Source organism: Jejuia spongiicola (assembly GCF_023502325.1).
Taxonomy (GTDB): domain Bacteria; phylum Bacteroidota; class Bacteroidia; order Flavobacteriales; family Flavobacteriaceae; genus Wocania_A; species Wocania_A spongiicola.
Map to the genome: position 1 here is coordinate 241,596 of NZ_JAMFLZ010000003.1, position 19,032 is coordinate 260,627.

The 19,032-nt window shown below is 29.5% G+C and carries 17 protein-coding genes; all 17 read right to left on the bottom strand.

The genetic code is table 11. From position 1 onward, the window contains the following. The 17 genes from M3P09_RS08325 to M3P09_RS08405 all read right to left on the bottom strand — a co-directional run bounded on the left by M3P09_RS08325 (nt 1) and on the right by M3P09_RS08405 (nt 18,926). Nucleotides 1–1,404 (bottom strand): phenylacetate--CoA ligase family protein, encoded by a 1,404-nt coding sequence (locus M3P09_RS08325; protein ID WP_249972763.1) that lies wholly within the window; start codon nt 1,402–1,404, stop codon nt 1–3. Nucleotides 1,405–1,406: 2 nt separating this feature from the next. Beyond that, the gene (locus M3P09_RS08330) at nt 1,407–2,546 is read right to left on the bottom strand and encodes a glycosyltransferase family 1 protein (RefSeq protein WP_249972764.1); all 1,140 of its coding nucleotides are present in this window, start codon (nt 2,544–2,546) and stop codon (nt 1,407–1,409) included. Beyond that, nucleotides 2,546–3,436, bottom strand: a complete 891-nt coding sequence (locus M3P09_RS08335; protein ID WP_249972765.1) for a glycosyltransferase family 2 protein — start codon at nt 3,434–3,436, stop codon at nt 2,546–2,548. Before M3P09_RS08335 ends, M3P09_RS08330 begins: the two co-directional genes overlap by 1 nt. A gap of 20 nt (nt 3,437–3,456) precedes the next feature. Continuing rightward, the gene (locus M3P09_RS08340) at nt 3,457–4,557 is read right to left on the bottom strand and encodes an EpsG family protein (RefSeq protein ID WP_249972766.1); all 1,101 of its coding nucleotides are present in this window, start codon (nt 4,555–4,557) and stop codon (nt 3,457–3,459) included. A gap of 45 nt (nt 4,558–4,602) precedes the next feature. Then, a complete protein-coding gene (locus M3P09_RS08345) occupies nt 4,603–5,511 on the bottom strand; it encodes a hypothetical protein (RefSeq protein WP_249972767.1) in 909 nt (302 codons plus the stop codon). A 5-nt stretch (nt 5,512–5,516) separates the two neighbouring features. After that, nucleotides 5,517–6,731 (bottom strand): MBOAT family O-acyltransferase, encoded by a 1,215-nt coding sequence (locus M3P09_RS08350; RefSeq protein WP_249972768.1) that lies wholly within the window; start codon nt 6,729–6,731, stop codon nt 5,517–5,519. 240 nt (nt 6,732–6,971) lie between these two features. Further along, nucleotides 6,972–7,211, bottom strand: coding sequence for an acyl carrier protein (locus M3P09_RS08355; protein ID WP_249972769.1), 240 nt, complete (start codon nt 7,209–7,211; stop codon nt 6,972–6,974). 8 nt (nt 7,212–7,219) lie between these two features. Next, the gene (locus tag M3P09_RS08360; protein WP_249972770.1) at nt 7,220–8,704 is read right to left on the bottom strand and encodes an AMP-binding protein; all 1,485 of its coding nucleotides are present in this window, start codon (nt 8,702–8,704) and stop codon (nt 7,220–7,222) included. A gap of 244 nt (nt 8,705–8,948) precedes the next feature. Continuing rightward, nucleotides 8,949–9,446, bottom strand: coding sequence for a serine O-acetyltransferase (locus tag M3P09_RS08365; RefSeq protein WP_249972771.1), 498 nt, complete (start codon nt 9,444–9,446; stop codon nt 8,949–8,951). Between the two features lie 59 nt (nt 9,447–9,505). Beyond that, nucleotides 9,506–10,639 (bottom strand): glycosyltransferase family 4 protein, encoded by a 1,134-nt coding sequence (locus tag M3P09_RS08370; protein WP_249972772.1) that lies wholly within the window; start codon nt 10,637–10,639, stop codon nt 9,506–9,508. Nucleotides 10,640–10,642: 3 nt separating this feature from the next. Further along, complete coding sequence (locus M3P09_RS08375) at nt 10,643–11,758, bottom strand: glycosyltransferase family 4 protein (RefSeq protein WP_249972773.1); 1,116 nt, start codon at nt 11,756–11,758, stop codon at nt 10,643–10,645. A gap of 8 nt (nt 11,759–11,766) precedes the next feature. Then, complete coding sequence (locus tag M3P09_RS08380) at nt 11,767–12,729, bottom strand: class I SAM-dependent methyltransferase (protein WP_249972774.1); 963 nt, start codon at nt 12,727–12,729, stop codon at nt 11,767–11,769. A gap of 21 nt (nt 12,730–12,750) precedes the next feature. After that, a complete protein-coding gene (locus M3P09_RS08385; protein WP_249972775.1) occupies nt 12,751–13,716 on the bottom strand; it encodes a polysaccharide pyruvyl transferase family protein in 966 nt (321 codons plus the stop codon). Nucleotides 13,717–13,769: 53 nt separating this feature from the next. Continuing rightward, nucleotides 13,770–15,056: a hypothetical protein gene (locus M3P09_RS08390; RefSeq protein WP_249972776.1), complete on the bottom strand. Its 1,287-nt coding sequence runs from the start codon at nt 15,054–15,056 to the stop codon at nt 13,770–13,772. Between the two features lie 4 nt (nt 15,057–15,060). Next, complete coding sequence (locus M3P09_RS08395; RefSeq protein ID WP_249972777.1) at nt 15,061–16,584, bottom strand: lipopolysaccharide biosynthesis protein; 1,524 nt, start codon at nt 16,582–16,584, stop codon at nt 15,061–15,063. 40 nt (nt 16,585–16,624) lie between these two features. After that, entirely contained in the window at nt 16,625–17,905 is a 1,281-nt protein-coding gene (locus M3P09_RS08400; protein ID WP_249972778.1) for a nucleotide sugar dehydrogenase, read from the bottom strand. Nucleotides 17,906–17,927: 22 nt separating this feature from the next. Further along, entirely contained in the window at nt 17,928–18,926 is a 999-nt protein-coding gene (locus M3P09_RS08405; RefSeq protein ID WP_249972779.1) for an SDR family oxidoreductase, read from the bottom strand. Nucleotides 18,927–19,032 lie beyond the last annotated feature (106 nt).

Sequence of the window (19,032 nt, forward strand, 5' to 3'; positions counted from 1 at the left end):
TTATAATTTTATTTTAAAATTTCTTTTTACAGCATCAAACTTACCATTAGGCCCTAAAGGAATATCTTCAACGATATTTATAGTATAACTTATATTTTCTCCTAATCTGGTTTTTAAGTTGTGTACAAAATTTGATTTCATTTTGTTATCAAATTTTTTATCTGCTATTAAATTAACAGTAATCTCTTGAGGGTTTTCTTGAATAATTTGGCTTTTAACAATGCCTTCTAAGCCTTTATATGCGGTATCCATTCTGCCTACATATCCTTTTTCTTCCGTCCATAAAATATCATCTTCTCTCCCTGTAAGTTTTTCTATAATTGGCATTGTACACCCACAAGTACATTTTTTATCTTCTTCACAAAGTAATACAGTATCTTCAATATTGTATCGTACTAGAGGAGTCTTTAAATTTGTAAAGCTAGTTACTACTAACTGAGCAACATCACCAGGTTTTGCCTTCTCTCCATTAGTATTAATAAATTCAAAAACACCCGAATCCAAATTTAAATGCAAATTACCTTGTGTACACTCGGTTATAAAAGGACTTCCTTCACTAGAAGCATATTGGTTAAAAACATGACAATTGAAAGCTTTTTCAATTTCTAATCGTTGGTAGTCATATAGAGTTTCAGCAGTAACAGCTATAGCTTTTGGTGTAAAATTTAAAACAATGCTATTCTCATTTATAAACCTACTAAGGATATAAATTGCAGAAGGGTAACCATCTAATAATATAGGCTTAAAACGGTTCAATTTTTTAACGTAATGGATTAAATTTTCTTCTGTGAGGTGATATGTAGACATTAATAATTGTCTTTCAAAATAATTATATACCCAAAACGGAGGTTTTTTAGCATCTGGTCGTACCATTAATCTTCCTGAAAAACGTACTTGCCTTACTTTTTTTGTATTAAGCCCTATAGTATGATGAAACCTTCTCCATAATGCAAATGAACGATTTATAGATTCCGAATCTAAATAATTAATCGTTGGAGAACCAGATGTTCCGCTGGTATAGCCAACACCATCTGTTTTACGATTAATATTTACAAGTAAATCAGCATTTGTCTTTCTTTCAGCTTTATTAAGAACAGGCATTTTTTTAAGAACATCGTAAGGTGCTTCTTTTATGCTTTTTAGAGTTATTCTCAAGTCTTTCATCTTACCTGCATACCATTTTGAGTATTGATAAACCTCAGAAAGTAAAAGAATTAATCTTTCTTTTTGATATTCTTTTATAACTTCTTCATCTGCATTCCATAAATTAATATATTCTTTTAAGTAAGTGTCAAACTCTTGAGTATATCGTTGTTTCGTATTTTGAAAAGCCTTTATATTTAATAATATATATTTAAAAGGATAGGGGAGTTTGTTATATACGTTTTCTTGAAATTTACCCATAATTACATGTTTACTTGTTGCATATAAAATTCTTGAATTTGTACAGTATTTGAAACAATATCATAATTTGCTTTGATGATTTTTTCAGTCTGATCCTTTTTTTCAATAGACTCTAATTCAATTATCTTTTTTGCCCATTCATCAGCAGTTTTATTAATTGAAAGAAATTGAATATTATCTGTTAAATGTACCTCATTCGTAATAGAATTTGACGCAAATATTTTTAAACCCGATGCTTGTGCTTCAATTAAGGTAACAGGCAAACCTTCATAAAAAGAAGGGAACACGAATATATCCATCATTTGGCATAATTGTGGAATATCTGTTCGAACCCCTAAAAAATGTACCTTATCAGTAATCTTTAACTTTTCAGCTTCTTTTTCCAAAGATTCTCTGAGTGGACCATCTCCAATTAGTGCCAAAGTGTAATTTGATTGCCTTTTTAATAGAGCTGCAAATATTTGTAATAAAAATGAATGATTTTTTTGGCTAACAAAACGACCAATATGTCCAATAACTATTTCATTTTGGAAATTGAACTTCTTCTTATAAGCTGTAGATGTTAATTTATCATACTTAAATTTTTCAGTATCAATCGCATTATTCATTGTTGTGAATGGTGTATCTCCAAATAACCAATTTCCAGCTTTTTCTCCACAAGAAAATAAATGTGTAGCATCTTTTTTTACTCTTTTTTTTAACTGTAGCTTTATTAGTTTTTTTAAAGTTTCTTTAGGGCTTTCTTTTAGGTTTAAAAACGATGCAAGGTTAACTTTATCAATAGCTATATGAGCATGAGCTATTCTACAAGGAATATTAAATTTTCTTGCTATTTTTAATGGAAAAGAACTAAAGGTATTTAAATGAGAATGAATTATAGAGTATTCAGTATGTTCTTTAAAAAATGTTCTTAACTCATTATAGTACTTTTTTGGAAAAAAAGGGCTTATGGGGTCAAACCTGTATATTTTGCCTCCTAAGCTTTCTATCTCATCGTCAAAAGCAGCTTTTTCTTTTCTATGCACTAAAAAATCAAACTGTACCTGATTTCTATCTAGTTTACGATAATAGTTCATAATCATAGATTCTGCGCCTCCACGATTCATAATCGTAAAAACTTGTAAAACTCTAATTGTTGCCATTAGAAGTCGTTTTTAGTTTTGTATCTTATATATAAGTTTAATGCTATTCCAAAAGGAATTGCTAAAAGAGTAGTAAGTTTCTTTGGAGATTCATTAAGGAAACTTATATTTTTAATAAACAATGAACTTGAGACATAATGAATAGCATTTTTAAACTTGTCTTTAAAACTTTTTGCTAATTTCATTCTACTCTTTCTAGAAAAAGCAAAGCCTCTAGGATGGCGTCTATATTGTTTAAGCATATTCATACTCGAACCATCTTCCATATATTCTACTATACAAAAAACATCATTTACTGGAAATAATTTATAGTCTTGATCAATGAGTTGGTATAAATAACCCAGAGGTACAAAACGCTCCCCTTCATAAATAGGATAGGGTGGATATTTTTTTACTACATCCGTTCGTAACACTAGCTTTTTGTCTCCTAAAACTTTATGTGTATTGTATAATTCATACAAAGTTGTTGCTTTAATGTTTTTTGGAATTTTTGTTCCTATAATTACACCACTTTCATCCGCATCTAAGCCAACTAAACCTGCAAATTTTGGCTTGTCTTTGATTCCTTCCCAATAACTAATAATTTTGTCTATGGCACCTTCAGCCATAAAATCATCGCTATCTATACAAACATTTAATGGTGTTTGAATCAATCTATACGCTGCATTATGGCCACCATGCATTCCCAAATTTTCTTGGAAATGATACCGAATATCAATTTTGTTTTCTTTAATCCATGATTCAATCAACTCTTTTGTATCATCTGTAGAGCCATCATCAATAATTAACCAAACAAAGTCCTGATTAGATTGATGGATTAAACTTTCATAGCATTTATGTAGACAATATGCTCGATTATATGTTGGAGTAAATACAGTAATTGTTTTCATGAAATTCTAATAACTAGTTATTACCAATAAAATAAATAATACATACAAAATGTAAACATAAAGTAGACAAATATTACTTTACCAATCATAAAATGCTGGCTTTTAAAAAGCCTTTCTTTAAGAAAAGGATAAATAATTACTAATGCCATCATAAACCAGCTTAAATAAGCAAATCTATTTGAGTAATTAGCATTAATAACTAATATCCAAAACCCATTACAAATTAAGTAAGTATTTAAAATTTGAAAATAAAGTTTATCTTGATATTTCTTTTTATATACAAAATACCAGCCCGCAAAAACAGCAAAAGAACTATGAAATAAAAAATCCCAACGAAATCCTGTATATGCAAATGTTCCTTCCTCGGCTTGTGTTGTTAAATACCCAGCAAGTCTATCATCATCACCAAAACCTAAGTTAGCAAATAACGAAATCCACACACTACCGAAAGCTAGCGATAAGGGTATGCATGCTAACCAGCCTTTCAAAAACACTCGTGGATTGTTATAAAAGTAAGTGATTAAGTATGCTATTATTGGTAAAAACATGGTTTTGTGGAACGAGACAGCAGCTAAAAAGCATAAACCCATAAGGAGTTTTCTGTTTTTAAAGCTTAAACCCAATAAAAATAAAGATCCTGCTGCGCCATTTCTAATGCCATTTACTCCATAAGTATAAAAAGAGAAAGATATTACAAACATAAAAAATGCGTAATACCAATACTCTTTAAAAAGTACTTTAGAAATTCTTACTAATGGCAACGTGTAGATCATGACACAGATTGTGAAGAACATGTGTACTGAAAAGAAATAAGAACATGTTTTCATGTATACATGAAAGAAAATATCTTTAGAACCTTTTATAGGGGCCCCCAGTTGGTAATCGGAGTAGTATGTGGCATAGGTTCTCATGTCTCCAAAATACCTCCCGCTTACAGGTCTTTGTCCAAGGTATAGAATTATAAATATCAGTAGAATGTACCCAGCAACCTTTATGAAATTTATATTTTTTGGATCATCTATTTTTAATATTCTTGTATGTAATAATGTAAACAAGACTAGAAATAGAAATGCATTTATCCAGACATCAAAGTAAAAATCTAAAGGAACTAAACTATTCATATTCTATATTTTCATTAAACACTTAGTTAATGAAATAGTTTTATATTAATTTTTTAAAATAGAATCACATAAACTTTCAGTGAACTTATCACTATAAAGTTTGCTTAAATGTGCACCATCTAATGTTTTATATGTATCACTTGTGTTTTTATAATTATAATACTTTACGTTATTTATATTAGACAAAGAATCAACTAATTTATCGAACCCTGGACACATTTCCTCTTCTAATGGAAGAAATATTGGATCGACAGGTAATCTAGCAATATGTACTTTACCATAACTTTTTAATGTTTTTATCAAAGTATCTAAGCTTGCAAGACGATATTTTGAAAACGAATACCTTTTATTGAAATTATTATAACTATTAATCCACCAATCTCGCCTTTTTTCATACTCTTCCCTTGTGTTTGGTAAGTTGTTATCTTGTAACCATCCATTTTTTTGCAAAATTAAATTTTCTCTAAAAACAGCTTTAAAATGAAAACTATTATAGTTATCAATAAGGTATTCATAATTTGGGTTAATATCTACAAAATCCATATTATGTGGTGATAAATTATCCTCAACAAATTCATTTTTATAATTATCATGTGAATTTTCAGAAAGCAGCATTAATGGAGAAAGTGATATTATAAACAACCCGTTTTTTGTGTTAGGTTTAAGTTTTTTTAAAATACTTTCTCTATAAAGTGGGCCAATTGGAGCCTGAGCAATTGTAAAACTATAATTAAGCATTGGCAAATCAAAACCTTTTCCGGCTAGTTTTTTATTAACCACATTTGGTCTAATTCCAGTTAAAGCTCTTGAGTCACCAATTATCATAGAACTAGCCTTGGGTGTTGTAAATTTATTATAAAAACTATCCACTTGTCCACCAAACTTAAGTAGAATAAATGTAACTATAGATAAACCTATAAATGATGCTAGAATAATTTTTAAAACTAATTTCATCCTTATTAAAATTGAAAATATATAAATGTTTCAGAACTTTTACCAAAAAATAAGATCAGCAAAAATATAATAATATACGAACTCCATCTGATAATGATGTTATAATTACTTATCTCAAAATCATGATGTCTTTCTCTATGCTTCCATTCTACTAAAATAAAGAAAGCTAATAACACTAAACCAATTAGATAACTTGAACTTAGCAATTCATTTGGAAATTTAAATAGGCTATAAGAAAAAATAGAAGCAATATAATTAAATGCTTCAGTAATAGTATTTGCTCTAAAAAATACATCAGTTAACATAATTAATACAAATAAAGTCAGCATTTTAAATAGCTCTATAAATGAAGGAATTAATTTACCTTTAGCTACTATTTGTGATTTATTCATTTTTCCAGAATAAACTAATGGAATAAAATATAGTCCGTGCAGTAGGCCATAAAAAATAAATGTCCAATTTGCACCATGCCAAAAGCCTACAAGAATAAAGGTCACTATAATCGAAATGACAAGCCCTTTTTTCTGATAACTCCTTAGTGTAAATGAAAGCGGAGTAAATACATAATCCATCATCCATGTTGTTAATGATATATGCCATTTACGCCAATAATCACTAATATTTGTAGAGAAAAAAGGTGTTGCAAAATTACGCATTAATTGAAGTCCGAATAGTTTCGAAACACCTATAGCCATATTTGAGTATCCAGAAAAATCAGCATATAATTGAATAGCATAGAAGAATGCTCCAATGAGTAATAAGCTTCCAGATTGGTTTTCATAGTTTTCAAAAATAGGGTTTACAATTTCTGCACATTTCTCTGCTATAACCATTTTTGCAAATAAACCCCATAGTATTTGCCTTAATCCATCAGTAAAAACTTCATAAGAAAATATTCTTTTCTTTTCTACTTGAGGAATAAGGCTTTTAGCTCTTTCAATTGGTCCAGAAAGTATTTTTGGAAAAAAAGCTATAAAAACTGAAAATTGAAGTAGGTTAGAAGTAGGTTTAACTTCTTCATTATATACATCAATTAAGTATCCTAATGTTTGAAATGTAAAAAAGCTGATACCAAGAGGCAATAATATTTTTAAGGTATTATAATCAGATTCTAATCCAAAGAGATTTAAAACTTTAAAAAAGCCTTCATAGAAAAAATTAAAATATTTAAAATATAGTAATAGTCCAATATTAAAGATCAATCCTATATTTAAAAACATTTTCTGTTTACTTTCTTTTTCAGTATTGTGTATTTTTAATCCTAAATAAAAATTTAGCAAAATACTTGTTATCAGTAAAATTAAAAATCTCCAATCTGCAAATGCGTAGAAAAACAAACTTGTAAGCAGTAAAAAAATATTTTGTAACAGGTTAGATTTCTTAAAAACAGCCCAATACAATAGGAGTACAGGTATGATAAAAACAATAAAATTGAAAGAATTAAATACCATGCTTATAAATTAAATTTTTGATTGTATTACTGCTACCAGTGTACCCATATTTTTAAGCTTATTTAAGTCTCTTAGTTTAAATTTAATATTGAAGCTTTCTTCAATTTTGGTAAGAATCATCATGTGAGATAGCGAATCCCAACCATCAACATCTGCCGCTGTTAATTCATCATACATTTCAAAGTTATCATGCCCTAAAATAGAAACAAGAACATCCTTTATTTTTTCTTTTATTACTGTGCCTTCCATATTGTTAATTAGTTAAATAAATCTTCTAAATTCTTTCTATCTGTTTTTCCGTTTGTGTTAAGCGGAAAATTATCAATAAACTTAATCTTTGTTGGTATCATATACTGCGGAAGTTTTGTTTTTAAGTCTTCCAATAATTGTTTAGTTTTAAACTGCTTTGATTCTATTACTAATCCTATTTCAGTATTATTAGTATTATTAGAGATAGCAAGAGCTACTGCATTCAATTTATTTAATGAGGCTTTGGCATGAAATTCAATTTCTGATAATTCTACTCTAAACCCTTGAATTTTCGCTTGGAAGTCAACCCTTCCATGATATAATATGTCACCATCTTTATCAACAGCACATAAATCTCCAGTTCTATAAAACCTTCTTTCTTCTCCTTTATGGTTTTTAAGAAAGAATGCTTCTTTGTTTTTAGCTTCATTTTTCCAATATCCAGGTGTAAGTTGTAAGCTGCTTAAACAAAGTTCTCCTTTTTCTCCAATGGGAACTTCATTATTGTTTTCATCAGCAATAATTGTTATGGTATTATCCATGTCTTTACCAACAGAAATAACACCATTATGTGTTTTATTTTGTGCATTACGTTTAAAAGTATAGTCCGTACAAAATACAGTACACTCTGTTGGTCCATATACATTAGCGATTATTGCGTTTGGAATACACTTACTCCACTCATTAGTTACATCTAATGGTAGGGCTTCACCACAAAATAGACTAAATCGTACTTTAGGGCAGTCTATCTCATCAAAATACGGTCTTAAATAGTGCAATATCGACGGAACCATAGGTAATATAGTAAGTCCGTGGTCTTCCATTAGTTCAAAAATATAGCTGTACTTAATCTCATCCTTTGGAATAGTATATATGCATGCTCCTTTCAGTAATGGAAACAAATAAGCCATAACTGAAAAATCAAATGTTAATTCAAACATTTGCAAGCATTTATCTGTATTGCTGTAAGTGTAATTTAATTTCCAAAACGCTTCAGCCAATGCATTTAGGTTATTTAGAGTTATAGGTACACCTTTTGGAGTTCCCGTAGTTCCAGAAGTAAATAATATATAACCTAGATTGTCTCCGGAAACATTTTCGGGCGTTAAGTTAATCTTTGTTTGGAGTAACTTTTTAGTAAGTATTGTTTGATGACCACAAAATGTTATATTATCTGATGAATCAAGAATAGTTAGAATATCTGCCTGTTGTATGATAGATGTATTCCTTTCTATTGGAAAATCGGGATTTAATGGAACATAAGCTTTTCCTTCTAGCCATAGCGCAATTATTGAAGCGTATGTTTGGACATCATTATTAGTTACGAGGCCGATATTTAATTCATTCTTTTTAGTACTCTCTTTTAAAGAAACTCTAATATTTGATATTTCTTGTGCAAAATCTTTATAACTATAAAACACTTCATTTAAACAAAGTGCATTATTATCATAATTGCTTTGAATAGAATTTTGTAGGTTAGAAAGTAAGTTCATTTGATTATTATTTTATCTCCTAAATTTATAAAACTAGGTTTTAACGGTACATTATCTTAAGCACTATTTTTAATACTCTAATAATTTAAAATTTATTTCCGAGGGATGAAACAATAACACTGCTAACATACAGTATTTACAAGATTGTGCAATGTTTAATCTGTGAATTAACAATAATTTCGTTGTAATAAGGGTTCCTAATATATTGAAGATATAAATTGGATTATTAAGTTATTGATAGGCATTATTTGCGATTGATAATTTTTGCTGGATTTCCTACAACTGTGCAATTATCAGGAACATCCTTTACAACAACTGTTCCCGCACCAATATTTACATTATTACCAATAGTAATATCTCCAATTATAATTGCTCCTGTATAAATGGATACATTGTTACCAATAGTTGGTCTTTTACCATTTACTTCTCCCACGGTTACTAAGTGATTGACATATAAGTTTTCCCCAATACTTTCAGCATTTAAAATGGTACTGTATGGATGACCAGTTAAAATACCTCCGCCTAATTTTGTACTCATATCTATTCGAAAATATTTTTCTTTCTTACAATACAAATTTAATACACTAGATACGATACCTCGGTTTCTAAAATAAAAGATGGTTCTAAAATCTGAAGAATAAGCTAATAAATGTAATAACAAAGAAACTTTACTTCCACTTTTATTTTGAGCCTTAGCCCAACGACCAATATCTTTTTCAATGTCAATCTTATTTTTACTCATTTTATAAAGAATGACATGAGGCATCAAAAAGATTTTAAAAATAAACATTACTAACTTCATTATTTATAGTTTCTTTCGTTATGTATGGCTTTAAACATATCGTTCCACATAGTCATTACTTTTTCAACACTGTAATTATTAGCATTTTTACGGGCATTTAAACCCATGTTAATAAGTTGTTCTTTATCATTTGCTAGTATGACTAATTTGTCTGAAAATGATTCATTATCACCTATCGGAATTAATATTCCGTCATTATGATTTATAATATTTCTTGGTCCATTTGGGCAGTCAAACGAAACAATTGGTAAACCACATGCTTGAGCCTCTAGTAATACTAATGGAAAGCATTCGTTATGCGACGTCATCGCAAAAATAGATGCATTTAACATTTTACTTTTTATATCGCTTGTAGAACCTTTCAAAATTATAGTTTCTTTTAGGTTTGCCTCATCAATTTTTCTTTGTAATTGTGCAATATAATCAATATTGCCATCACCATAAATGTGTAATTCCCAGTCTGGAATGTTTTTACTAGCTATTTTCCATATATCAATTAATAAATCATAGCCTTTAACTGGGGCTATTCTTCCAGCTGAAATAATTATTTTATTAGAAAGTTTCGAAACTTCTTTCGGAAAAAAGGTTAGGGGGTTAGGGATTACAATTGTATTATTACTTTTGTAATACTTCGATTCATCAGGATTTAATATTACTAAACGATTATATTTTGATTCGACATAATCTGTAATTTTAAAAAATATTTTCTTAAAAGTTATTCCTTTTTTGTTGCGTTTTTTTTCTTCAATGAATTTTGAATAATGAAATTCCTTTATTTTAGGCACCGTTCTATTTATAAAAGGGACAAAATGTGTGTCTGTGCTATGACTACAAACAACAACAATATCAGGACTTAATTTATTTACAACTTGTTTTAGTCTAAATAAATGCTTTATAGATTTTAAAAGGTTCAATGGGTGGAAATAAGATTTATTTCTGAAATAATTTATACTTAAATCTTGAAAAAAAATATTTTCATTGAAACTATAGCATGGTTTTTTTTTCTGTTGTTCAGTAGTTAATATAGAAATTTTATTATCCAGATTTTTGGCTAAATAGTTAGCCTTTATAGAAAGTACTCTTTCAATACCCCCATGCATGTAAACCTGATCAATAATAAATACTATATTCATTCTCTAGGTGTTAAAAATTAAGTCTTGAAATAATTTATCCCATTGAGAAACCACCTTTTCTGGTAAATACCTTTCTACATCTTTTCTAGCATTTTTACCCATAGATTTCCTTAATTCTGAATTATCTATTAATTGAATAATACTAGTAGAAAGTTTTTCAATATTACCATTCTCGACTAGAAGTCCATTTTTATTATGAGATATAATATCTGATGGACCAAATGGACAATCAAATGATATACATGGAACGCCGTATGCCATTGCTTCTGTTAAAACCATACCAAAACCTTCATATCTTGACGACATTATATATAATGATGCTTCTCTATATTTTTCCCCAATGTTTTTTTCTGGCGGGAAAAGATTAATAGAATTATCAAGATTTAATGAATTTACAAGGCTTTTTAAACCCATATTTTCATTAATAGTTCCATAAATTTCTAACTTCCAGTCTGGATGCTTTTTTGAAACATGTTTCCAACTCTTTATTAATCTATCAAACCCTTTTTGAAAGCTATGTTTTCCAACTGCTAAAACTTTTTTATTTTCTGAACTACTCAAATGTTTTTTTTCTGGATAAAAAGACAACGGGTTTGGAATAACTAATAAATTACTTAATTCCCATTCATTTTTATTGCCATTTGTAAGTACCACGAAATTATTAAATAATTTTCCTCCAAAGTTCATCGCTTTAAACTTTAAAAAAGTAAAAAAATTATTAATATATGATGCCTTATCTTTTTTTATTTCAATATTTCTAGATACATGCCTTTCATAAATCATTGGGCATGGTTTACCTATAAGTAATGGCGCAAAAAGCCCTTTAAGTCCATCATCACATACAGAAATAACGTCAGGGTTTATTTTTTTCAAAATTCGCCTAATTCCTATTAGATATGAAGATAAATAAGTGATATATTTTCCTCTAGTTTCGATATTGTGATAAATAATTTTATCACTAAACTTATAAAAATGGGAGCTATTCTGCTCATTCAATGAGATTATATGTACTTCATAACCAAAGTTATCTACCAAGTAACTTGCCTTTATTGATAACACGCGTTCTAAACCCCCAGGTCCAGATATACCATTGGTAATGTATAGAATTTTATGCGCCATTATTATATTTACTTTTTTAGAACAATATCTAAATAAGGATTACAAAAACCAGTGTGAAGGTTTCTTTTTAAAGATTTTAAAAACTTAATGTAGCGCATGCCTTTAAATCCAGCTTTTAGTAAGGTGGTTTTTTCAAACTGCATTAAAGAACCAACAACATTTAAATCTTTTAGTGGTGCTATAGCAATTTCAAATTCGTGATAACTTGCACCGCGACCCCAACGCGCAAAATTAACCCTGTTTTCGTCGTTCAATTCTTTTTTATACGAATCTTGGAAATTCTTTCGTTGTGAAAATTTTGAATAATGAAATGCAAGATCATCTGGTAACCAATCATAAAACGGCATTGCAGCTGTATGCGAATCAAAATACCACAATCTATTTGGTGTTTCAATAACTGATAAAAATCCACCTTCTGGTAACATGTCCCATGCTTGTTTAAGAGAAGATAGTCTTTCTTCAATAGTCATATGCTCAAGTACAGCATAATAGATAATGAAATCAAACTTTTTATCATCGAAATTTTCTTTAATTTCATCTGCATTCATTAAATGCAATTCGGTATCAAAACCTGCCATTTTCATTCTGTCTTTTGCAACATTTAAAGCACCTTCATCAACATCTATTCCAGTTACTTTAGCTCCTTGTTCGCTTAATGCAAGTGTTGATATTCCAGTACCACAGCCAATTTCTAAAACCCTAGCTCCGTTAAGGTCTTTTATACTATTTAACCAAGGTGCAATTCGGTTTCTATTATAATATAACCTTTCAAATAACTGTCCATTTATGGCACTATTATATTCCTCTTTTGATAATTTACTTTTAGTGTCACCTCTATCTAGGTAATTTTTTTCAAGCGAATTTCTTAGATTGTTAATTTGCTCATCACTAAATTCTAAATGGTTTTTCTGCATTGACTTTGGTGCAGTATAAAAAAGTTTTTTAGTAATTGATTTCATCAATGTTTTCATATCTATAAGTTTTCGGGTTGGTTAAATTTGCGATTTCACCTTTTCTTTTAATGCATTAGCCAAATCATGGTGCTTTTCAAGGTTTTTTACATTAGTATTTCTGTTAATTTTACCTTGTAAACCAAAATTTGATGAAAATTCGCCAGTTTTACTGTTAATATCTATGCGATTGAACAACTCTAAAATGCCATCAAATCTGCAAGAATCTACAAAGCTATCAAAACCATTAATAAAAATAACAGGAGTTCCAAGTGCTAAACAAGGTAGTGCACAATGAATTCTTGAAGTAATGACTAACTTTGCTTTTGCATATTTTTTTAATAGGGTTTCAGCCATTTCAAATTTTTCTTCATCTGTATATCTATTTGATGGTGGCTCTTGATTAATAAACTCTGATGAATTTAATAAGTCTGTACTAATAAAATTCTTTAGATGTTTGTTCTTTTTAGAAAGTTGAAAAGCAGTTCCATTTAATATGTTGCGTATTGTGATTTTTGCATTATAGAATATCTTTTCTGATCTAGGATAACTATATAAGGGGTCAACAATATAAATATTTTCATCTCTTTCAGAATCATCAACTTTATAGGAATCTAAAGTTAGTGTTAAGCACCCTGTAAAATAAGCATCAATTCCCTTAGCTTTTAAAGTGTCTGCTGTAAACTGATCTCTACATCCAATAGGCTCATGCTTTTTTAAGTATGCAATTCCTTTGTCACTCAACATTGCAGGAGCTGCAGTATTATTCATATGAAAAGACACAAATACCGGCGAAATATCTTCAGATGGTATCCAATTATGTATGTTATGTGTAAACCAACCATTCATAATCAGTCTTGTCTTTTCTCCTTTATATTCTGCCAATTTTTCTCTATTTAAAAGCATATCAACTTTTGGTAAAAATTGCTTAGCTGCTAAACTTTGTATATTATCACCAACATTAAAAAAGCGTTTATTCTCGTCGTATTTAAGTAATCCGTATTTCATTTTATTGTATCTGGTTGGTTATTTTTATATTAGTTATAGTTGTACTTGTTTAATTAAGAAGGTTTTACTTTTTTAATTAAATTGTAAACTTTAGAAAACTTATTTCTTAAAATAAATTTAATTTTTTGATTACCACTATTAGTCTTTAAATATATCTCATCTAGAAGATTATCAATTTTTCCATTTGCGATATCTTTAATTTGAGATAATTCCTTTTCTTTATTTTTAAAAACATATGGGTTTGTTGTAGTTTTTGCTTTCTCCATAAGTTCCCACCAGAAGTATTGCATTCCCTTATTAGAGTTGCCAATCTTTAATGTTTTAAACATTTCATCATAATAGTTTTCATCTACATCAAATCCATAATTATTTGGGTTTTCACCAGCGAGTACTAAGCCTAATATAGTTCTGTAGCATTTTTCACAATTACTACAATTAAACTGGTCCCTTACTTCAGAATAACATACTCTAAGGCGGAATGATTCATCTAATTTTGATGAAAAATTTGCAATTAAATCTACTTTATCTTGTCTTCTTAACTCAAATGCATCATGGTGTATTTGAATACCTGCCCAAGTTATTTTTTCATCTATTTCGGGTTTTGAACCCCATACTACATCCATTTGATCTGAGTACGTTGATGAAATTGTAAGATGTGCGTAGCCATTAATAAATGATAGAGGAGATACAACTCCTAATAATGACAAACCATGCTGGACTTTCCCCCACCAGCCTAAGCCTTCTATTAACAGGTTAACTTCATAAGTATAAAAATCACGAACATTAGACTCTATAAAATTCTTATTGTTTCTCTGTAATAAAGTCTGACCTTCAATAAACGTTTTTAAGTCATCCCATTGCTCAGTATCTTTTATAGCAATGTCTGGTCCATGTATAGTTACTAAATCTGGTAAATTATCTATTTCTCGAATATAAGTAGCAAACGCATCAACACCTCCACTAAATAGCAATGCGTGTTTTTTACCTTTTATTTTGTTCTTTACTAAATTATTAACTGTTAAGCTACTAGCAAGAGTATAAGAAGCATCTCTTAGCTCAAACTGGTTTTTTACAAGTTTCATAGAATTATAAAAATCCTCATCCAATTCATCTACCTCAACATTAAAACATCCATACCAAGCTATGGTTAAGATATTTGACAAGAAGGGAATGGCTAGAATACTTTTTGGAATATGGCTAACATCTACTTCATATTCTACATATAAAGGCTGATCTTCATTGAAAAATTTTTTGATTTTATTCCCAATTGAGTAGTCATAAATAACTCTCTTCCCATTATTTGAAAAAGAAATATTATTAAGTTTTAATACGTTGTTCATATTTTTATCGTTTTAATATTTTAGAAAAAGTGTTTTTAAACAACTCTTTCTCAAACTCTATTAAACCTGTATAATACATTATAACGCAAAAGACTATTGTATAAGGAATAGCTTTTACGATAAAATTCAACCATCCATTACCAAAAAAAGGCAGAAAGTTGATTAAATACCCTAATACAAACGCTACTATAACCGTTAAAAAGGTTTTGTTCAGTAATTCTTTAAAAAACCTAGGAATATTTAACCCAATATTCTTATGGTAATAAAAATTCATTACGTTTTGAACAATTACCCATGCGATAACAGAACCTGTCATCATTCCAATAGCTTCATGCTTTTCTGCTAGAATTGCTCCTAAACCAGTTCCCAGCACCATAAATGTAAGATATAAAATAGCTTTAAATTTCAATTTATTCTTTGCTTCTAAAATTGAATTACCAAAACCTTGAACAAGGGGTAAAGTATAGGCCACCATTATCATTAATGCGATTATCCATGACTGAAAACTTCCTTCTTCTCCTAGCTCACCGCCAACCCATAGGGTAACAAATTGTTTACCAAAAAGAATAAATGAAGTTAAAATAAACATTAAGACTATAAATGATAATCTACCAATTTTAATCATCATATCAGTTAATTCTTCACCTGAAGCATTATCCACAGACATTTTTGTTGCTCTAGGTAGAAAAACACTGGATATAGCTGTCGAAAACGCTCCATAATAAGTCCCCAAAACAATTCCTATACCATATATACTTAAAACTGCTGGAGGGCTTATTCTTCCTAGAACCCAATGGCCTGCTTTCCATTGAAATATTCCTACCAATGCAAATACAAAGATCCATACAGAATAACTAAAAATTTCTTTAATAAATTTAACGGAAAGTGAATGAAGTTTAATTTTAATACTTAGTTTATTAAATACAAAATAACTAGTAATAATAATTATAAGAATGTTAAATATAGTATCTACAACTACAAGAGCAATGGCTTTACCGCCATAGACTAGGACTCCAACCACTACAAGAGATCTTATTATGTATTTTATAAGACCGAGTGTTTTTGGAAAAACAAATTTTTCATAACCGTAACATATACCTGTTAATGCACCACCAGGTAAGCCAATCGCCACATTAAAAATTAGTATTCCAAAAATAACTTTAGCTATTTGAATTTCTTCCGAAGTCATTTTGGTAAAATAAGTATCTATGTAGCCATAGAAAATAAAACCAGTAATAAGAACTAATGATGAAATTCCTATATATATAAGCATGGTTGTAGCAAGAAAATTTTCTTGCCCAATTTTGTCTTTTTCTGCTTTATACTTAGCTACAAAGCGAACTACGGTATTATTTAGCCCAAAATCCAATAAGGAGATAGTTCCTACTAATGCTCCTATAGTTAAATATATACCATACTCATCTTTCCCTAAATGGTTAAGTATGAAAGGAGTCATTAACAACCCAACAACATTTATAACAACGATGGTTGTATAATTTAAAAAAGCTCCTTTTTTTAGTTGACTCAAAATTATTGATATTAGTTACGAAATTTAATGATAGGAAGGTTTACAATCTACCACTAACGCGTCCTTTCAAAATTCCTTTAACATCATATAAAACGCCATTCGGGTTTAATAATGATTGTAAATTTTCTTGTAGAAACTCCTTATGTGCCACGGTTAAAACAACAGCATCAAAAGTTTTGTTAGGCAATTTTTGAAAAGTTTTTAAACCATATTCATGCTTAACTTCTTCCGGATTTGCCCATGGATCATAAATAGTTACTTGTGTACCATAACTTTTAAGTTGATTAATAACATCAACAGCTTTGGTATTTCTAACATCTGGACAGTTCTCTTTAAAAGTAATTCCTAAAGCTAATATATTTGCCTCTTTTATATGTATATCGTTTTGTACCATTAGCTTAATAACTTCTGATGCTACATATTGCCCCATGCTATCATTTACACGACGTCCAGCTAATATAATTTCTGGATGATACCCAACTTCTTGTGCTTTTTGAGCTAAATAATAAGGGTCCACACCAATACAATGCCCACCTACTAAACCTGGTTTAAATGGTAAAAAATTCCATTTAGTTCCAGCTGCTTTCAATACATCATGTGTGTCTATATCCATCAGATTAAATATTTTTGCTAACTCATTTACGAAAGCAATATTTATATCGCGCTGAGAGTTTTCAATAACTTTTGCAGCTTCAGCAACCTTTATCGTTGGCGCTAAATGGGTGCCAGCAGTTATAATACTTGCATACAAATCATCTACTTTTCTTCCAATTTCTGGCGTAGATCCAGCTGTAACTTTCAAAATTTTATCGACAGTATGTAGTTTATCTCCAGGGTTAATACGTTCTGGCGAATATCCAGCAAAAAAGTCTTCATTGAATTTTAATCCGCTAATTTTTTCTAATACAGGGACACACTCATCTTCAGTAACACCAGGATATACAGTAGACTCATAAATTACTATATCACCTTTTTTTAAAACCTTTGCTACTGTTTCGCTAGATTTATAAAGAGGTGTTAAGTCTGGTCTGTTATTTTTGTCAATTGGAGTAGGTACCGTTATTATATAATAATTACAGTCTTGAATATCACCGATAGTTGATGAACAAAACAAACCAATTTCATTATTCGAATTTTTCTTTAATACAGATTTTAACGCATCTTCTTCAACTTCAAGAGTTGAATCATTCCCTTGCATTAATTCATTAATTCTAACTTGATTAATGTCAAAACCAACAACAGTGTACCTTGTTGCAAAAAGTCTTGCCAACGGAAGCCCTACATAGCCTAATCCGATAATAGCAATTTTAATATCCTTCATCTTTTTATTTTGATAATGTAAATTATTTTAAATGTTCCCAATACCAATTAACAGCTTCTTTTAATCCACTACTAATATTGTATTTAGGGTTGTAATTTAATAATTGTTTTGCTTTATCAATAGAAGCCAAAGAGTGAGGGATATCTCCAATTCTATTTTCTCTATGTTTTATTTCAATATTTTTTATAGAATTGTCAAATTCTGATAAATATGTTTTTAGTAATGTAGCTAATTCTAGTAAAGTTGTTCTTTCACCATATGCAACATTATATACATTATTTAATGCTTCCTTATTATTTATAGTAAGTGCATTAATATTCATTTGTACAACATTATCAATATAAGTAAAATCTCTAGAGTAACTCCCATCTCCGTTAATAATAGGAGATTCGTGACTTATAAATTGTTGAACAAACTTTGGGATTACTGCGGCATATGCACCATTTGGATCTTGCCTTTTTCCAAATACATTAAAGTAGCGCAAGCCAATAGTATCCATATTATAAGTGCTATGAAAAATATCTGCATATAATTCATTTACATATTTGGTGATAGCATAAGGAGATAAAGGTTTTCCTATTGTATCTTCAACTTTTGGCAATGCTTCATGGTCACCATATGTTGATGAACTTGCCGCATATACAAACCGCTCAACGCCAGCGTCTCTTGAAGCAACTAGCATGTTTAAAAAACCAGAAACATTTACATCATTAGTAGTAATTGGATCGTTAATAGACCTTGGTACTGAACCTAAAGCTGCTTGATGCAACACATAATGCACTCCTTTACATGCTTTATGACAATCTTCTAGATTCCTTATATCTCCTTCTACTAAGTAAAAATTGTTGTTACCTAAAAAAGGCTTAATATTAATTCTCTTTCCAGTAGAAAAATTATCTAAGCATACTACGTCTATGTTATTGCTTAATAAAGTTTCGCATAGGTTTGAGCCAATAAAACCTGCTCCTCCAGTTACGAGTACTTTCTTTCCTTTGAATGTTTTTAATTGTTGTGTATTCATTATAAATTTGGGGTGAATCTTGAATTATTAATAGCATCGCAAATATGAAGAAAATAAATGTATTTTAGTTAACTATTTATATCAAGGCCTTCTTTTTATCGACGAA

Excerpts from the sequence above, each read along its gene's own strand:
- M3P09_RS08325 (WP_249972763.1), bottom strand. The coding sequence starts at position 1,404 with ATGGGTAAATTTCAAGAAAACGTATATAACAAACTCCCCTATCCTTTT.
- M3P09_RS08330 (WP_249972764.1), bottom strand. The coding sequence starts at position 2,546 with ATGGCAACAATTAGAGTTTTACAAGTTTTTACGATTATGAATCGTGGA.
- M3P09_RS08335 (WP_249972765.1), bottom strand. The coding sequence starts at position 3,436 with ATGAAAACAATTACTGTATTTACTCCAACATATAATCGAGCATATTGT.
- M3P09_RS08340 (WP_249972766.1), bottom strand. The coding sequence starts at position 4,557 with ATGAATAGTTTAGTTCCTTTAGATTTTTACTTTGATGTCTGGATAAAT.
- M3P09_RS08345 (WP_249972767.1), bottom strand. The coding sequence starts at position 5,511 with ATGAAATTAGTTTTAAAAATTATTCTAGCATCATTTATAGGTTTATCT.
- M3P09_RS08350 (WP_249972768.1), bottom strand. The coding sequence starts at position 6,731 with ATGTTTTTAAATATAGGATTGATCTTTAATATTGGACTATTACTATAT.
- M3P09_RS08355 (WP_249972769.1), bottom strand. The coding sequence starts at position 7,211 with ATGGAAGGCACAGTAATAAAAGAAAAAATAAAGGATGTTCTTGTTTCT.
- M3P09_RS08360 (WP_249972770.1), bottom strand. The coding sequence starts at position 8,704 with ATGAACTTACTTTCTAACCTACAAAATTCTATTCAAAGCAATTATGAT.
- M3P09_RS08365 (WP_249972771.1), bottom strand. The coding sequence starts at position 9,446 with ATGAGTAAAAATAAGATTGACATTGAAAAAGATATTGGTCGTTGGGCT.
- M3P09_RS08370 (WP_249972772.1), bottom strand. The coding sequence starts at position 10,639 with ATGAATATAGTATTTATTATTGATCAGGTTTACATGCATGGGGGTATT.
- M3P09_RS08375 (WP_249972773.1), bottom strand. The coding sequence starts at position 11,758 with ATGGCGCATAAAATTCTATACATTACCAATGGTATATCTGGACCTGGG.
- M3P09_RS08380 (WP_249972774.1), bottom strand. The coding sequence starts at position 12,729 with ATGAAAACATTGATGAAATCAATTACTAAAAAACTTTTTTATACTGCA.
- M3P09_RS08385 (WP_249972775.1), bottom strand. The coding sequence starts at position 13,716 with ATGAAATACGGATTACTTAAATACGACGAGAATAAACGCTTTTTTAAT.
- M3P09_RS08390 (WP_249972776.1), bottom strand. The coding sequence starts at position 15,056 with ATGAACAACGTATTAAAACTTAATAATATTTCTTTTTCAAATAATGGG.
- M3P09_RS08400 (WP_249972778.1), bottom strand. The coding sequence starts at position 17,905 with ATGAAGGATATTAAAATTGCTATTATCGGATTAGGCTATGTAGGGCTT.
- M3P09_RS08405 (WP_249972779.1), bottom strand. The coding sequence starts at position 18,926 with ATGAATACACAACAATTAAAAACATTCAAAGGAAAGAAAGTACTCGTA.